Genomic DNA, 13,820 nt, shown 5'->3' with positions numbered 1-13,820 from the left:
CTTGTCCGCCGAAGCGTTTGGCGAAGGCGGAAGCAATCCAGAGTCCATCCGCAGAGACAATCTGGATTGCTTCGCTGCGCTCGCAATGTCGTGGTGAGAGCCACGCAGAATGTCTCTTGACTTAGAGTGCGCTCAAACCCGTAGCTTCCCATGCGTCGTGATGAGAGACAGGTGGGTATGAAGATCGGTGAACTGGCTAGGCGTTCCGGACTGACCGCCCATACGATCCGCTACTACGAGCGGATCGGGCTGTTGCCCTATGCCGACCGGAATCAATCCAGCCATCGTGACTACGATGCCTCGATCCTGCTCTGGATCGAGTTTCTCGGCCACCTGAAGACGACCGGGATGCCGATCCGGGAAATGCTCCGTTATGCGGAGCTTCGGGAGCGAGGCAGCGGCACGGGGGCAGAGCGACGCGCACTGCTGGAGCAGCACCGCGAACGCGTGCGTACCCATGTCGACGAACTGAACGCCTGTCTTCTCGTCCTCGACACCAAGATTGGCGGTTACGCCGAAACGGAACAAAGGATGAAAGACTATGACGCAACATTTCCCGCACGCAGGCGAAAGCCGGTTGGAGCGCGGTCATCGGGCTCTCGCTGAGATCGACGGACAGGCCGGGCAAGAGGTCGTGGCAGCACTCGCCGATATTGCCCCGGACTTCGCCACCTATGTGCTCGAGTTTCCATTCGGCGACATCTATTCGCGGCCTGGGCTCGACCTGCGTTCGCGGGAGATCGCGACGATCGCGGCGCTCGCGGCCATGGGGAACGCCACGCCTCAGCTCAAGGTGCATATCGAGGCAGGCCTGAATGTCGGGCTTAGCCGCGACGAGATCGTCGAGACCCTGATGCAGATGGCCGTCTATGCCGGCTTCCCCGCCGCTCTCAACGGTCTGTTCGCTGCGAAGGAGGTGTTCGCGCAGAGAACTGGGCAAGGATCGGAGGCCGGGGCGTGAGCCTCAACGACTCTCAATAACAAGACCCCCGCGGCTTGCGCCGCGGGGTATTGCGTTCATCCGTACCGGCACCTCAGTGCGCCAGGATCGCCAGCAGCAGCAAGGCCACGATGTTCGTGATCTTGATCATCGGGTTCACCGCCGGGCCCGCCGTGTCCTTGTAGGGATCGCCGACGGTGTCGCCGGTCACCGCCGACTTGTGGGCATCGCTGCCCTTGCCGCCGAAATGGCCGTCCTCGATGTACTTCTTGGCGTTGTCCCAGGCGCCGCCGCCCGAGGTCATCGAGATTGCGACGAACAGGCCGGTCACGATCACGCCGAGCAGCATCGCGCCTACGGCCGAGAACGCTGCCGACTTGCCGGCCGCGCCGCCGCCCGCGATCGCGTAGATCAGGAAATAGACGACGATCGGCGACAGCACCGGGAGCAGCGAGGGGATGATCATCTCCTTGATCGCCGCGCGGGTGAGCAGGTCGACCGCCTTGCCGTAGTCCGGCTTGTCGGTGCCCTGCATGATGCCCGGCTTCTCGCGGAACTGGCGCCGCACCTCCTCGACGATCGCGCTGGCCGCACGGCCGACGGCCGTCATGCCCATCGCGCCGAACAGGTACGGCAGGAGGCCGCCGAACAGCAGGCCCACCACCACGTACGGGTTGTTGAGCGAGAAGTCCGGATTGACGCCGGCGAAGTAGGTGTGGCGCGCAGAATCCGCAACGAAGAACTTGAGGTCCTGGTTGTAGGCTGCGAACAGCACCAGCGCGCCGAGACCGGCGGAGCCGATCGCGTAGCCCTTGGTCACCGCCTTGGTGGTGTTGCCGACCGCGTCGAGCGCGTCGGTCGACTTGCGCACCTCCTTCGGCAGGCCCGCCATCTCGGCGATGCCGCCGGCGTTGTCGGTGACGGGACCGAAGGCGTCGAGCGCGACGACCATGCCGGCCAGCGCCAGCATGGTGGCGGTCGCGATCGCGATACCGAACAGGCCGGCGAGGCTGTAGGTCACCAGGATGCCGGCGATGATGACGATCGCGGGCAGCGCGGTCGCTTCCATCGAGACGGCGAGCCCCTGGATCACGTTGGTGCCGTGACCGGTCACCGAAGCCTGGGCGATCGACTTCACCGGACGATAATCCGTGCCGGTGTAGTACTCGGTGATCCAGATGATCAGCGCGGTGACGACGAGGCCGACCACGCCGCATTCGAACAGCGCCATGCCGGTATAGTCGACGCCGTCGAGCTTGCCGAAGCCGATCAGGTAGTAGATCACGCCGGCGATGCCGACCAGCGACAGGATGCCGGTGGCGATCAGGCCCTTGTAGAGTGCGCCCATGATCGACTGGCTCGGCCCGAGCTTCACGAAGAAGGTGCCGATGATCGAGGTGATGATGCAGATGCCGCCGATCGCGAGCGGCAGGGTCATCATGTTGGCGAGGATCGGCGTCTTTGCGAAGAAGATCGCCGCCAGCACCATGGTGGCGACCGCGGTCACCGCATAGGTCTCGAACAGATCGGCCGCCATGCCGGCGCAGTCGCCGACATTGTCGCCGACGTTGTCGGCGATGGTGGCCGGATTGCGCGGATCGTCCTCGGGGATGCCGGCCTCGACCTTGCCGACGAGGTCGCCGCCGACGTCCGCCCCCTTGGTGAAGATGCCCCCGCCGAGACGGGCGAAGATCGAGATCAGCGAGGCACCGAAGCCGAGCGCCACCATGGCGTCGACCACGGTTCGGCTATCGGGCGCGAGCTTCAGCGAATGGACCAGGAAGCCGAAATAGAGGGTCACACCGAGGAGCGCGAGACCCGCCACCAGCATGCCGGTGATCGCGCCCGCCTTGAAGGCGAGTTCGAGGCCGCCGGCGAGCGACGTGGTCGCGGCCTGGGCGGTGCGCACGTTGGCCCGGACCGAGACGTTCATGCCGATGAAGCCGGCCGCACCCGACAGGATGGCGCCGATGGCGAAACCGATTGCGACATAGAGTCCGAGGAAATAGGCAAGCAGCACGAAGATGACGATGCCGACGATGCCGATCGTGGTGTACTGGCGCCGGAGATACGCCTGTGCGCCTTCACGCACCGCTCCCGCGATCTCCTGCATGCGCGGTGACCCCGCATCCGCACTCAACACCGAAGACGTCGCCCAAATCGCGTAGACGACGGAAAGCACTCCGCAGAGCACTATCAACCATAATGCTGTCATGTGATTTTTGCCTCAGATCCTTGATGTACGTACCCCCGGCGCCTTTTGTTTTTCCGTCATGCGGTGGGCGCCCTTATGTTGAACAGGGCCGCCCCTCGCACGAAGGTGTGGCCCTGGTCGGTCACAAGCTTGCCAAAATCAAATTGAGGGTGCAACGCCGGATAAGGCCGAAAAAGCCGATCTCGGCAGGTATTTAGGCCAATTCTGGAGCGCTCGACCGACGGCTTGACGCAACTCCGCGAGGTGCCTCTCCGAACCGGGCGACGCTTGGCCGCGGCCCCGCCTATGCGGCCGACCTCACGGGATGGCGAGACGCCGCCGCCAGTTCCAAGGTCTGCCCATCGGCTGTCGTGCGTCGGCTGAAGATCTTGACGTCGTAGACGCTGCCATTGGGGCCAGCCTCCAGCGTCACCGAAATGACCTGCTCGGGCTTGAGGACGCCGAGCGGCACATCCTGGTCGGGCAGGATGAGCGTCGCCTGCTCATTGACCAACACCACGACAAGATGGCCTTTCGCCATGTTGCTCTTCGACAACCCGCGCAACTGGCCGTGATAGGGCTCCCGGGTCCAGGCCGATGGCAGGCCGGGATCGACCACGACATGAATGTTGTTGGTCCCGGGATGCAAGGTGAGCACCATCTTCGACTGATCCGGCTTCCATTGCATGGACATCGACGGCATGGTCTTCCAGAGACAATTGAACGCGGCGCACTCGTCCGGCAGATTGTCGTGGATCGTGCAACCCCGGCCGGGCTTGCAATGCGAGCACCATTTGCCGGCGGCCTTGCCGAGCTCGACCACGTTGTAGACCTTGCAACAGAGCGTGCAGCTTCCGCACTCCCTCCCGGGAACAATCTGCACCTCGCTCAAACCCGCAACGGCCGCCGTCATCGAATCAAATCCATTGGCTGCATTCGCACCAACGGTTCGGATACATCTACTTGCTTTCGTCGGGGTTGCGGCAAGCGGCGACCGGCAAATCCGGACAGATCGGGCTTGAGGCGGGTCGAATTCAGAAGTGGCTGTAGGACAAGCGCTTCAAGGCCAGTTCCTGGCCCTGACCATCCAAAAAGCGCGGCGGTTCGCGGCCCGCGACGATCGTGCCGATCGCCGCGACGGCCACGCCCGCCGCCTGCCCTGCGGCAATCAGCGCCGCACTTTGCGCCGGCGGCACCGCGCACAGCACCTCGTAGTCGTCGCCCCCGGCGAGCAGCGTCTCAACGCAAACGACGTTGCCCGCGATCAGGCCGGCCGCAGCAGCCGAGAGCGGCACGTTCGCGATGTCGATCGTGGCCGAGACGCCGGACGCCGCGCAGAGTTTCGTCAGGTCGCCGGCGAGCCCGTCGGACACGTCCATCGCGGCGGTCGCGTGGTCCCGAACGGCCTGCGCCAGCACATTGCGCGGCTGCGGCACGCGATAGCGTGAGACGAGCGCGTCCCTTGCCGCAGGATCGGACGCGAGGGCCGAAGCCACGGCGCCTCCTGTGAGCAGGTCGAGGCCGAGCGCGGCATCGCCGATCGTTCCCGTCACCAGGATGCGGTCGCCCGGCCGCGCGCCGGTGCGGCCGACCATCCGCCCCTTCGGCACGCGGCCGAAGGCGGTGATCGAGATCATCTGCGGTCCCGGCGTCGACACCGTGTCGCCGCCGAGCAGCGGGCACGCGAAGGTCCTGCTGTCCTCGCCAAGCGCATCCGCAAACGGCCTGAGCCAGGTATCCTCCTTGCTGCGCAGTGCCAGCGTCAGCACGAACCCGGCGGGCGCCGCCCCCTTGGCGGCGAGATCGGACAGGTTCACCCGCAGCGCCTTGCGCGCGATCGTGTCGGGGGGATCGGTGGCGAGATAATGCACGCCCTCGACGACGGCGTCGGTGGTGACGACGATGTCCTCGCCGGACGAGGAGAGCACAGCGGCATCATCGACCAGCCCGAACGCGCCGGGGTCAGTCGCCAGCGGCTTGAAATAGCGCGCGATGAGGGAGTCTTCGGCGGAGACCTGGTACTTGTCCTGACTCACGATAGCTGCCCCGTCATCCCCGCGCAAAAGCGCAGCTTTTGTCGCTGGAGGTGCGAGCCCTTGCGAGCCTCGAAGGATGCACGGCCGAGATGCACCTTCAGCGGCACGCCGCCGCCCTTCGAGGCCTCCGCTTCGCTACGGCACCTCAGGGTGACGGCTGCTGCGAGGGCCATCGACCGATCCTACCCCCGCCCGAACTCGTCGCCGCGGAACTGGCGGCCGATCTGGTCTAGCACGGCGTTGACCATGCCGGTCTCCTCGCGATCGACGAAGGCATTGGCGACGTCGACATATTCGGACACGACGACGCGGCCCGGCACGTCCTTGCGGTGCTGCAGCTCATAGGCCCCTGCCCGCAGCACTGCGCGCAGAATGGCCTCGATGCGCTTCAACGGCCAACCCGTCGACAGCGCCTCGTCGATCAGGGGATCCAGCTTCTTCTGGTCGCGCACGACGCCGGACACGACATCCCGGAAAAACGCGGCTTCCGCCGGCAGGTATGTATCGCCCTCGACCTCGTTGCCGAGCCAGTGGCTTTCGAACTCCGCAAAGATGTCGTTGATGCCGGCGCCGGCGATGTCCATTTGATACAGCGCCTGCACGGCCGCGAGCCGCGCCGCACCGCGCCGGTTCGCCTTCTTCTCGGTGCCAGCCGGCGGCTTTTTGCTGTTGTCGGCCATGATCAAGCCCGCGCCAGCCGGCGTTTGATGCGCAGCATCGCAAGTGCGGCGCGCGCGGCATCGCCGCCCTTGTTGAGTTCGCTGGCGCGCGCGCGCGCCCAGGCCTGCGCCTCGGTGTTGACGGTGAGGATGCCGTTGCCGAGCGGCAGCTTTCGCGACACCGCAAGATCCATCAGCGCGCGCGAGGATTCCTGCGAGACGATCTCGAAGTGAATCGTGTCGCCGCGGATGACGCAGCCGAGCGCGATGACCGCGTCATAGGGCTTGCCGTTCGCCGCCGCGGCATCGACGGCGATGGCGACCGCCGCCGGGATTTCCAGCGCGCCGGGAACCGTGATGACGTCATGCGTCAGACCCGCCGCCTTCAGCTCGGTCACCGCGCCGTCCAGAAGCGCATCCTGGAGATCGTCATAGAACCGCGCCTCGACAATCAGCGCGCGTGCGCCGGAAATGTCGGTCTGGTCCTTCAGGGGTGCGCGCCGCGCGTCTGCCATCGTCTCAATCCGTTTAGTTAAGTCGTCTCTTGGTTAGTCTCTTGGGTCGGCGCGTTATGTAGTCGCCGCGAGCGGGTAAGCCAAGTTTTAAACCGTCATTTCCGTCAGCCGCGCCGCATAGCGGGCCATCAGATCGACCTCGATATTGACCTCGTCGCCCGCCTTCCAGCCGCCGATCGTCGTGACCGTCAGCGTATGCGGGATGATCAGCACCGAAAAGGTCACGTCCTTCACCGTATTGACGGTCAGCGAGACGCCGTCGAGCGTGATCGAGCCCTTGGTGGCGATGAAGCGCGCGAGCTCCCGCGTGGTCGAGAGCTCGAACCGCGCCATGTCCGGCAAGTCCTCGCGACTGACGAGGGTGGCGACACCGTCGGCATGGCCGGCGACGATATGGCCGCCGAGCTCGTCGCCGATCTTGAGCGCGCGCTCGAGATTGAGCCGCGTGCCGACCTTCCAGTGCCTTGCAGTTGTCAGCGCCAGCGTCTCGGCGGCGGCATCGACGTCGAACCAGGTTCTGCCGCCCGCGACGCCGGAGGCAACCACCGTCAAGCAGACGCCGTTGCAGGCGATCGAGGCGCCGTCGGCGATGGTGGTCTGATCGTAGCGGCAGGCGATGCGCAGCCTGTGCAACTGGCCCTGCGCCGTTGGCGTGAAGCCGACGATCTCGCCGATATCGGTGACAATGCCAGTGAACATTACGAGCGCTCGTAGATGGTGAGAGTATCCCTGTCGAATGTCTCGCTAGCATGAACCTTATAGGCCTGCGACTGCGTGATTTTCGACAGGGGCAATGCATCGAGTGCATCGACGCCGCCCGGGCCGACCTCTTCCGCTCCGCGGAACAGCCATATCTCGTCGGCGAGGTCGGCCGCGACGAAGGACGCCGCAACGCGGCTGCCGCCCTCGACCATCAGCCGCGTGATGCCCTTCTCCGCCAGCACATGCAGCACGGCCGGAAGATCGAGCCCGGAAGCGTTTCCTGGCGGTACGCGGATGATCTGAGCGCCGGCCGCTCCGAGCCGCGTGGCGGCGGCGGCTTCCGCAAGCTCGGAGCCGATCACCCAGAGCGGCGTCTCTCGCGCGGAACGACCAAGCTGGCTTGCGGCCGGAATACGCAGATTCTGGTCGAGCACGACGCGTATGGGAGAACGTGCTTCCATGCCCGGCAGGCGACAGTTGAGCTGCGGATCATCCGCCAGCACCGTGCCGATGCCGACCAGGATGGCGTCGCTCTGCGCGCGGAGCAGATGCACGCGATTGCGCACGGCCTCGCCGGTGATCGCAAGCGGCTTGCCGCCAGCCGCGCCGATCTTGCCGTCAGGCGAGACCGCGAGCTTCAGGATCACATGCGGGCGCTTGTCACGGATGCGGCGAAAATGCCCGGCATGGTCGAACGCGGCCTCTGCCGCGCACAGACCCACATCCACATTGATGCCGGCGGCGCGCAAGCGCGCATGACCCTGGCCCGCGACTTCCGGATTGGGATCCTCGATCGCCGCAACCACCCGCGTGATACCGGCGGCGATCACCGCGTCTGCGCAGGGCGGCGACTTGCCGAAATGCGAGCAGGGCTCCAGCGTGACATAGAGCGTGGCGCCCCGCGCGGCCTCGCCGGCCCGGCGCAGCGCTTCGGGCTCGCCATGCGGCCGCCCGCCTGGCTGCGTCCATCCGCGGCCGATGATGACCCCGTCTTTCACGATGACAGCGCCCACGGCAGGATTGGGCCAGGTGCGCCCCTGCCCGCGCCGGCCGAGCGCCAGCGCAAGCTGCATGAAACGGCGATCGGCATCTTTGGACTCGCGGGCCTTCTGCGCGAACTGATCCTCAAGGATCCGGAAGATCATTTGCGGATCGCGGCGAGCCGCGCTTCCTCCTCACCGGAGAGCTCGCCGAGCACGTCGGCGAAATCCTTGGCCTCGCGGAAATTGCGGTAGACGGAGGCGAAGCGGACATAGGCGACGTCGTCGAGCGTGCGCAGATGCTCCATCACGGTCTCGCCGATCACCTCGGAGGAGATCTCGGCCTCGCCGCCGGTCTCGAGCTCGCGGACGATGGTGGAGACCATCTTCTCGACCCGCTCCGGCTCGACCTGCCGCTTGCGCAAGGAGATCGACACCGAGCGCATCAGCTTGTCGCGATCGAACGGCACGCGGCGGCCGTTGCGCTTGATCACCGTGAGCTCGCGCAGCTGCACACGCTCGAAGGTGGTGAAGCGGAAATTGCAGGCGACGCACACGCGCCGCCTGCGGATGACGGAAGAATCCTCGGTCGGACGCGAGTCCTTTACCTGCGTATCGAGACTGTTGCAGTTCGGGCAGCGCATCCGTTTACCCTAGACCTTACTGATAGATCGGGAACCGATCGGTTAGCGCCTTGACCCGTTCCTTGATCGCGGCTTCGACCAGCGGCGCCTTGCCGTCGTCGGACTGCGCGATCGCGTTCAGGACCTCGGCGATCATGCCGCCGACCTGCTGGAATTCGGCGACGCCGAAGCCGCGGGTCGTCGCCGCCGGAGTGCCGAGACGCAGGCCCGAGGTGACGAAGGGCTTTTCGGGGTCGAACGGAATGCCGTTCTTGTTGCAGGTGATGGCGGCGCGGACCAGTGCCTTCTCCGAGACGTTGCCCTTCAGGCCCTTCGGCCGGAGGTCGACCAGCATCAGATGGTTATCGGTGCCGCCGGAGACAATATCGAACCCGTGGCTCTTCATCGCCTCGGCCAGCGCCTTGGCGTTCTCGACGACGTTCTTCGCATAGATCTTGAAGTCCGGACGCAGCGCCTCGCCGAAGGCAACCGCCTTCGCCGCGATCACGTGCATCAGGGGGCCGCCCTGCAGGCCCGGGAAGATCGCCGAGTTGAGCTTCTTGGCGAGCGCCTCGTCATTGCTGAGGATCAGGCCGCCGCGCGGACCGCGCAGCGACTTGTGCGTCGTGGTGGTCGTGACGTGGGCATGCGGCACGGGCGACGCATGCACGCCGCCGGCAACGAGGCCCGCGAAGTGCGCCATGTCGACCAGGAGGTATGCGCCGACGCTGTCCGCGATCTCGCGGAAGCGCTTGAAGTCCCAGGCACGCGAATAGGCCGAGCCGCCGGCGACGATCAGCTTCGGCTTGACCTCTTCGGCCTGCTTGGCGACCGCGTCCATGTCGATGATCTGGTCCTCGCGGCGCACCGTGTAGTGCGCGGCCTTGAACCACTTGCCGCTCATGTTGACGGGCGAGCCGTGGGTGAGATGGCCGCCGGCCGCGAGGTCGAGGCCCATGAAGGTGTCGCCGGGCTGCAGCAGCGCCAGAAACACGGCCTGGTTCATCTGGCTGCCGGAGTTCGGCTGCACATTGGCGAAGTTGGCGCCGAACAGCTTCTTGGCGCGATCGATCGCGAGGTTTTCGGCGACATCGACCCACTCACAACCGCCGTAGTAGCGCGCGCCCGGATAACCCTCTGCGTACTTGTTGGTCATCACCGAACCCTGCGCTTCCAGCACGGCACGGCTGACGATGTTCTCGGAGGCGATCAGCTCGACCTCATGGCGCTGCCGGCCCAGCTCGCCCTTGATGGCGGCGGCGATTTCCGGGTCGGCCTGGTCGAGCGAGGCGGTGAAAAACGAGTCGGGCGCGGAGGCGGTTCTGGCTGAGGTCATCTTGCGAATATCTCCACCGCCGCAGCCTTTTGGCGGGCTACGGGCGGTCTGGTGTGGCGATCGGAAGCGGCGAGCGCGATCTACCACATCACCCGCCCCCGGCCAAGTATTTGCGGGTCGGGCCTGATATTTATGCAAGATATGGTGGGGATCGAAGGATTCGGGCGGGAGGACGGCTCTTTGAACCGTCCGACTTGATCCGTCCCGAAGGGTCCGGTTTGGACCCTAAAATCCGTGCCGGCGTCGGCCGATGCGAGCCGGACCGCCCCCTAAAGCCCCGTATACCCCGCCTTCACCGGGTCCACGCTGCCATCGAGCTGGCGCAGATAGGTCAGTCCGCACACCGTCAACCTGTGGGGGTCCTTTTCGCCGGCTTCCATCAAGGTATTGAGATAGGTCGTGACCTTCATGCGCGCCTCCTCGCTCGCCGCCGCGGTGCGGTTGGCGAGCAGGTCATAGGTCTGCATGATGCGGTCGATGGCAGCTTCCATGGCACCCTCTGGTTCACTTGAATTCTGGGAGTTTTGATCAGGCAACCGCCCTGGCCTCGGATTGCGCCTCGAACCGGGCGATCGCCTTGTTGGCGAGCCTGATCTTGTTGAATTCGCCGCGCTGGAGCAGCTTGATGATGATCTCGAGCAGGCGTTCGTTGGTGACCAGCGTGTCGGGAATCGCGCCGGAACGGCGGAGGTAATTCGCAGCGATGGCATAGGCATCGCTCACGAGTTCGACGTTCATTGCCTGAAGCCCGCGCTCGACCAGCATCGCATCCCTCCGATCCGCAGTAACAACTGCGGCGCGAGGAACTGGTTCCGCCCCGCTGGGTAGTTATTTCGCAGCCGCGAAAACGACAAAACGCACCGGTCCGGGACAAGCCGGGCCGGCGCGCTTGGGGAGGTCAGGCACGTTCGGGAGGCTTGCCGGTCTTGTTGTGGGCCGGCTTGGCCAAGTCCCGTCGAAACGAGCTCAGAGACGATACAGGATCTGGTCGGTCCAGAACCGCTCGAGGCGGTGCAGCGACTTGTTGAGGGTCGAGAACTCCTCGCCCGAGATGCCGCCGACCTGCTCTACCGTCTTGACGTGCTTCTGGTAGAGGGAGTCGACGATGCGACGGACTTCCTGGCCCTGCGGGGTCAGGCGGATGCGCACCGAGCGGCGATCGACGCGCGAGCGCTGATGATCGAGGAAGCCGAGCTCGACGAGCTTCTTCAGATTGTAGGAGACGTTGGAGCCGAGATAATAACCGCGCGTGCGCAGCTCGCCCGCGGTCAGCTCCTTGTCGCCGATGTTGTAAAGCAGGAGCGCCTGCACCGAGTTGATGTCCGCTCGGCCGCGGCGATCGAATTCATCCTTGATGACGTCGAGGAGCCGGCGATGCAGCCGCTCCACCAGAGTCAAAGCTTCCAGATAGAGCGACTGCACCGAACCCTGCTGGCCGGAGACGCGCTCTGCGGTATCGGCCGCGGTTGCGACGGCTTTCATCATGACACTTCCCCTGTTGTCGTTTTTATCGACACTTATTCGACGAAACTTGTGCTCCGTCTGATAGGTGCAACTTAAGGGGGGCGTTTGAAGATCGGCTTAAATAAGAGAATAAAGAGATCATGAATTTAAGACAGTGAATTGCGGATTAAGCCTGTGCCACAAGGGCTTTTCGCAACTGTCTGTTGACCTTCGCAAGTTCCTGTTCACCCTCCGTCCGCCACCTCTGTCGCATTCCAGCACAGGGCCGCCCCGTTTCGAAACGGGCGCGTAAGAGCTGTGGCGGAACACGCTGGTTAGCGAAAAGTTACGTCGAATTTTACGCAACCAACGGTCAACCAAGCGCGTGAAACGTTGCATGTCCCGGAGCGGAACAGACCGTGGGATGGGTAGAGCGAAACGAAACCCATCCTGCAAAAATGCCCGCACGTGCGATTGCTACGGCGGTCTCTCGCGCGCGGCCATCCAGGCGAGCGCGAGATATGCGGCGAGCATGAAGGCTTCGACACCGACGACGATCAGGCTGCCGCCGTAGATGCCCGGGAACATCAGCTCGATCACCGCCATCGACACCACGGTCGTCAGCCACACCACCGCGCCCCACGGCGTGGCGAGCCAGAGGCCAACCGCGGCGACGAGCTCGATCACGGCGAAATAGACGGTGGCGGCCTGCCAGGCCATCGACTGGTTCTCGAACGCCTCGTCCTCGCCGCCGACGAAGCCGGTGACCTGGGCCCAGTGATACAGGCCCTTCAGAATCGACAGCAGCGCCATCACCCGCAGGAACAGCACGAGCCGGCGCGTCCAGACATTGTCGTCGGACTCCTGGCGCTCCGACGAAATCGCCGCCACCGACATCGCGTTGTCTCTGGCGTTGTCTCTGGCGGCGTCCCTGGCACTGGCGCCGTCGCGGGCCGCATCGCGGGTGGAGATCTCGGACATGGCCCCCTTCTGGCTGCTTCGCCCCGCAAAATCAATCGGCTGCCCAAGTGAGTTCAATTCTGCCTTGCGGCAGGTCAAGCCGCGGTGGCGGGAACCATGCGAGCTGGTATAAGAATAATTCCAGCCGGAGGAAGAATGATGGCGATCAAATACGGACGTCCGATCGAATTGCGCGAGGTTTCGCGCCGGGATGGCGCTGCGGCCTCCCCTGCCCTCGATCTGACCGTCCGCCCGCGCCGCAACCGCAAGGCCGAATGGGCCCGGCGCATGGTGCGCGAGAACGTGCTCACCACCGATGATCTGATCTGGCCGCTGTTCCTGATCGACGGCAACAACAAGCGTGAGGCGATCGCCTCGATGCCGGGCGTCGAGCGCCTGAGCGTCGACCAGGCCGTCCGCGAGGCCGAGCGCGCCATGAAGCTCACCATCCCCTGCCTCGCGCTGTTTCCCTACACCGACCCGTCGCTGCGCGATGAGGAAGGCTCGGAGGCGACCAATCCGAACAATCTGGTCTGTCAGGCGGTGCGCGCGATCAAGAAGGAGCTTCCCGAGATCGGCATCCTCTGCGACGTCGCGCTCGATCCCTTCACCAGCCACGGCCATGACGGCCTGATCTCCGACGGCAAGATTTTGAACGACGAGACTGTCGCGGTGCTGGTGCGTCAGGCGCTGGTACAGGCCGAAGCCGGCTGCGACATCATCGCGCCCTCCGACATGATGGACGGCCGCGTCGCCGCGATCCGCGAGGGGCTGGACCGCTCAGGCCTGCTCGACGTGCAGATCATGGCCTATGCGGCCAAATACGCCTCCGCCTTCTACGGCCCGTTCCGCGACGCCATCGGCTCGGCCAAGACGCTCACCGGCGACAAGCGTACCTACCAGATGGACAGCGCCAACACCGACGAAGCGCTGCGCGAGGTCGAGCTCGACATTTCCGAGGGCGCCGACATGGTGATGGTGAAGCCCGGCATGCCCTATCTCGACGTCGTCCGGCGCGTGAAGGACACGTTTGCGATGCCGACCTTCGCCTACCAGGTCTCCGGCGAATACGCGATGATCGCGGCCGCCGCCAACAACGGCTGGCTCGACGGCGAACGCGCGATGATGGAGAGCCTCTTGGCGTTCAAGCGCGCCGGCGCCGATGGCGTGCTCAGCTATTTCGCACCGAAGGTGGCGGAGAAGCTGCGCGCCCAAGGATAAGATGCCGTAGGGTGGGTAAAGCGAAGCTTGCCCACCAGTCCATCCATCTTGCACGACAGCGAGCAATGGTGGGCACCGCTACGCGCCTTTGCCCACCCTACAGCCCTTCTAAGTCCCCGCCCCCGAATCGCCGGAATATTTCGGCTTGGTGACACCCGCGCCCTTGGCACGGGGATGAGCTGTTCCCATGTCCTGCCACGGGAGTTTCCCT

Annotated in this window: 17 protein-coding genes; 3 read left to right on the top strand and 14 right to left on the bottom strand. The window is 64.9% G+C overall.

The annotated features are described in order from the left end of the window. Positions 1–177: 177 nt before the first annotated feature. Together JQ627_RS06260 and JQ627_RS06255 are read left to right on the top strand one after the other, a co-directional pair. Positions 178–606 (top strand): MerR family transcriptional regulator, encoded by a 429-nt coding sequence (locus JQ627_RS06260; protein ID WP_212484059.1) that lies wholly within the window; start codon positions 178–180, stop codon positions 604–606. Continuing rightward, positions 542–961, top strand: a complete 420-nt coding sequence (locus tag JQ627_RS06255) for a carboxymuconolactone decarboxylase family protein (RefSeq protein WP_212483298.1) — start codon at positions 542–544, stop codon at positions 959–961. The genes JQ627_RS06260 and JQ627_RS06255 overlap by 65 nt, the downstream gene beginning before the upstream one ends. A 73-nt stretch (positions 962–1,034) precedes the next feature. On the opposite strand, the gene JQ627_RS06250 is transcribed toward JQ627_RS06255, so the two are convergent. From JQ627_RS06250 to JQ627_RS06185, 14 genes are all read right to left on the bottom strand, one after another. Beyond that, entirely contained in the window at positions 1,035–3,155 is a 2,121-nt protein-coding gene (locus JQ627_RS06250) for a sodium-translocating pyrophosphatase (protein WP_212483297.1), read from the bottom strand. A 283-nt stretch (positions 3,156–3,438) separates the two neighbouring features. Next, on the bottom strand, positions 3,439–4,047 hold the full coding sequence (locus tag JQ627_RS06245) for a hypothetical protein (protein WP_212483296.1): 609 nt from the start codon (positions 4,045–4,047) through the stop codon (positions 3,439–3,441). 121 nt (positions 4,048–4,168) lie between these two features. Continuing rightward, a complete protein-coding gene (gene thiL / locus JQ627_RS06240; RefSeq protein ID WP_212483295.1) occupies positions 4,169–5,170 on the bottom strand; it encodes a thiamine-phosphate kinase in 1,002 nt (333 codons plus the stop codon). After that, complete coding sequence (locus JQ627_RS06235; protein WP_212483294.1) at positions 5,167–5,343, bottom strand: hypothetical protein; 177 nt, start codon at positions 5,341–5,343, stop codon at positions 5,167–5,169. The genes thiL and JQ627_RS06235 overlap by 4 nt, the downstream gene beginning before the upstream one ends. Before the next feature lie 9 nt (positions 5,344–5,352). Then, on the bottom strand, positions 5,353–5,850 hold the full coding sequence (gene nusB / locus JQ627_RS06230) for a transcription antitermination factor NusB (protein ID WP_212483293.1): 498 nt from the start codon (positions 5,848–5,850) through the stop codon (positions 5,353–5,355). 2 nt (positions 5,851–5,852) lie between these two features. Continuing rightward, a complete protein-coding gene (gene ribH, locus JQ627_RS06225; protein ID WP_212483292.1) occupies positions 5,853–6,344 on the bottom strand; it encodes a 6,7-dimethyl-8-ribityllumazine synthase in 492 nt (163 codons plus the stop codon). 87 nt (positions 6,345–6,431) lie between these two features. Continuing rightward, positions 6,432–7,043 (bottom strand): riboflavin synthase, encoded by a 612-nt coding sequence (locus JQ627_RS06220; RefSeq protein WP_212483291.1) that lies wholly within the window; start codon positions 7,041–7,043, stop codon positions 6,432–6,434. Continuing rightward, positions 7,043–8,191, bottom strand: a complete 1,149-nt coding sequence (ribD, locus tag JQ627_RS06215; RefSeq protein ID WP_212483290.1) for a bifunctional diaminohydroxyphosphoribosylaminopyrimidine deaminase/5-amino-6-(5-phosphoribosylamino)uracil reductase RibD — start codon at positions 8,189–8,191, stop codon at positions 7,043–7,045. The genes JQ627_RS06220 and ribD overlap by 1 nt, the downstream gene beginning before the upstream one ends. Then, on the bottom strand, positions 8,188–8,670 hold the full coding sequence (gene nrdR, locus JQ627_RS06210; RefSeq protein ID WP_007603426.1) for a transcriptional regulator NrdR: 483 nt from the start codon (positions 8,668–8,670) through the stop codon (positions 8,188–8,190). The genes ribD and nrdR overlap by 4 nt, the downstream gene beginning before the upstream one ends. Before the next feature lie 16 nt (positions 8,671–8,686). Further along, on the bottom strand, positions 8,687–9,985 hold the full coding sequence (gene glyA, locus JQ627_RS06205; protein WP_212483289.1) for a serine hydroxymethyltransferase: 1,299 nt from the start codon (positions 9,983–9,985) through the stop codon (positions 8,687–8,689). A 269-nt stretch (positions 9,986–10,254) separates the two neighbouring features. Further along, positions 10,255–10,476 carry a hypothetical protein gene (locus JQ627_RS06200; protein WP_212483288.1) on the bottom strand — a complete coding sequence of 74 codons (222 nt, stop codon included), beginning with the start codon at positions 10,474–10,476 and terminating at the stop codon, positions 10,255–10,257. Between the two features lie 37 nt (positions 10,477–10,513). Continuing rightward, on the bottom strand, positions 10,514–10,750 hold the full coding sequence (locus tag JQ627_RS06195; RefSeq protein WP_212483287.1) for a hypothetical protein: 237 nt from the start codon (positions 10,748–10,750) through the stop codon (positions 10,514–10,516). 201 nt (positions 10,751–10,951) lie between these two features. Further along, complete coding sequence (ldtR, locus tag JQ627_RS06190) at positions 10,952–11,470, bottom strand: transcriptional regulator LdtR (protein ID WP_011087797.1); 519 nt, start codon at positions 11,468–11,470, stop codon at positions 10,952–10,954. 435 nt (positions 11,471–11,905) lie between these two features. Next, positions 11,906–12,409, bottom strand: a complete 504-nt coding sequence (locus JQ627_RS06185; RefSeq protein WP_212483286.1) for a DUF6163 family protein — start codon at positions 12,407–12,409, stop codon at positions 11,906–11,908. A 138-nt stretch (positions 12,410–12,547) separates the two neighbouring features. On the opposite strand from JQ627_RS06185, the gene hemB reads away from it, so the two are divergent. After that, positions 12,548–13,609: a porphobilinogen synthase gene (gene hemB, locus JQ627_RS06180; protein ID WP_212484058.1), complete on the top strand. Its 1,062-nt coding sequence runs from the start codon at positions 12,548–12,550 to the stop codon at positions 13,607–13,609. The last annotated feature ends 211 nt before the right edge of the window (positions 13,610–13,820 follow it).

Origin of the sequence: Bradyrhizobium liaoningense, from assembly GCF_018130785.1 — a bacterium.
Lineage (GTDB): Bacteria > Pseudomonadota > Alphaproteobacteria > Rhizobiales > Xanthobacteraceae > Bradyrhizobium > Bradyrhizobium liaoningense_A.
This window is presented reverse-complemented; position numbering and strand designations above follow the sequence as displayed.

Bases quoted from the DNA above. Each gene is read 5' to 3' on its own strand.
- JQ627_RS06260 (WP_212484059.1), top strand. From the start codon at position 178: ATGAAGATCGGTGAACTGGCTAGGCGTTCCGGACTGACCGCCCATACG.
- JQ627_RS06255 (WP_212483298.1), top strand. From the start codon at position 542: ATGACGCAACATTTCCCGCACGCAGGCGAAAGCCGGTTGGAGCGCGGT.
- JQ627_RS06250 (WP_212483297.1), bottom strand. From the start codon at position 3,155: ATGACAGCATTATGGTTGATAGTGCTCTGCGGAGTGCTTTCCGTCGTC.
- JQ627_RS06245 (WP_212483296.1), bottom strand. From the start codon at position 4,047: ATGACGGCGGCCGTTGCGGGTTTGAGCGAGGTGCAGATTGTTCCCGGG.
- JQ627_RS06235 (WP_212483294.1), bottom strand. From the start codon at position 5,343: ATGGCCCTCGCAGCAGCCGTCACCCTGAGGTGCCGTAGCGAAGCGGAG.
- nusB (WP_212483293.1), bottom strand. From the start codon at position 5,850: ATGGCCGACAACAGCAAAAAGCCGCCGGCTGGCACCGAGAAGAAGGCG.
- ribH (WP_212483292.1), bottom strand. From the start codon at position 6,344: ATGGCAGACGCGCGGCGCGCACCCCTGAAGGACCAGACCGACATTTCC.
- JQ627_RS06220 (WP_212483291.1), bottom strand. From the start codon at position 7,043: ATGTTCACTGGCATTGTCACCGATATCGGCGAGATCGTCGGCTTCACG.
- ribD (WP_212483290.1), bottom strand. From the start codon at position 8,191: ATGATCTTCCGGATCCTTGAGGATCAGTTCGCGCAGAAGGCCCGCGAG.
- nrdR (WP_007603426.1), bottom strand. From the start codon at position 8,670: ATGCGCTGCCCGAACTGCAACAGTCTCGATACGCAGGTAAAGGACTCG.
- glyA (WP_212483289.1), bottom strand. From the start codon at position 9,985: ATGACCTCAGCCAGAACCGCCTCCGCGCCCGACTCGTTTTTCACCGCC.
- JQ627_RS06200 (WP_212483288.1), bottom strand. From the start codon at position 10,476: ATGGAAGCTGCCATCGACCGCATCATGCAGACCTATGACCTGCTCGCC.
- JQ627_RS06195 (WP_212483287.1), bottom strand. From the start codon at position 10,750: ATGCTGGTCGAGCGCGGGCTTCAGGCAATGAACGTCGAACTCGTGAGC.
- ldtR (WP_011087797.1), bottom strand. From the start codon at position 11,470: ATGATGAAAGCCGTCGCAACCGCGGCCGATACCGCAGAGCGCGTCTCC.
- JQ627_RS06185 (WP_212483286.1), bottom strand. From the start codon at position 12,409: ATGTCCGAGATCTCCACCCGCGATGCGGCCCGCGACGGCGCCAGTGCC.
- hemB (WP_212484058.1), top strand. From the start codon at position 12,548: ATGGCGATCAAATACGGACGTCCGATCGAATTGCGCGAGGTTTCGCGC.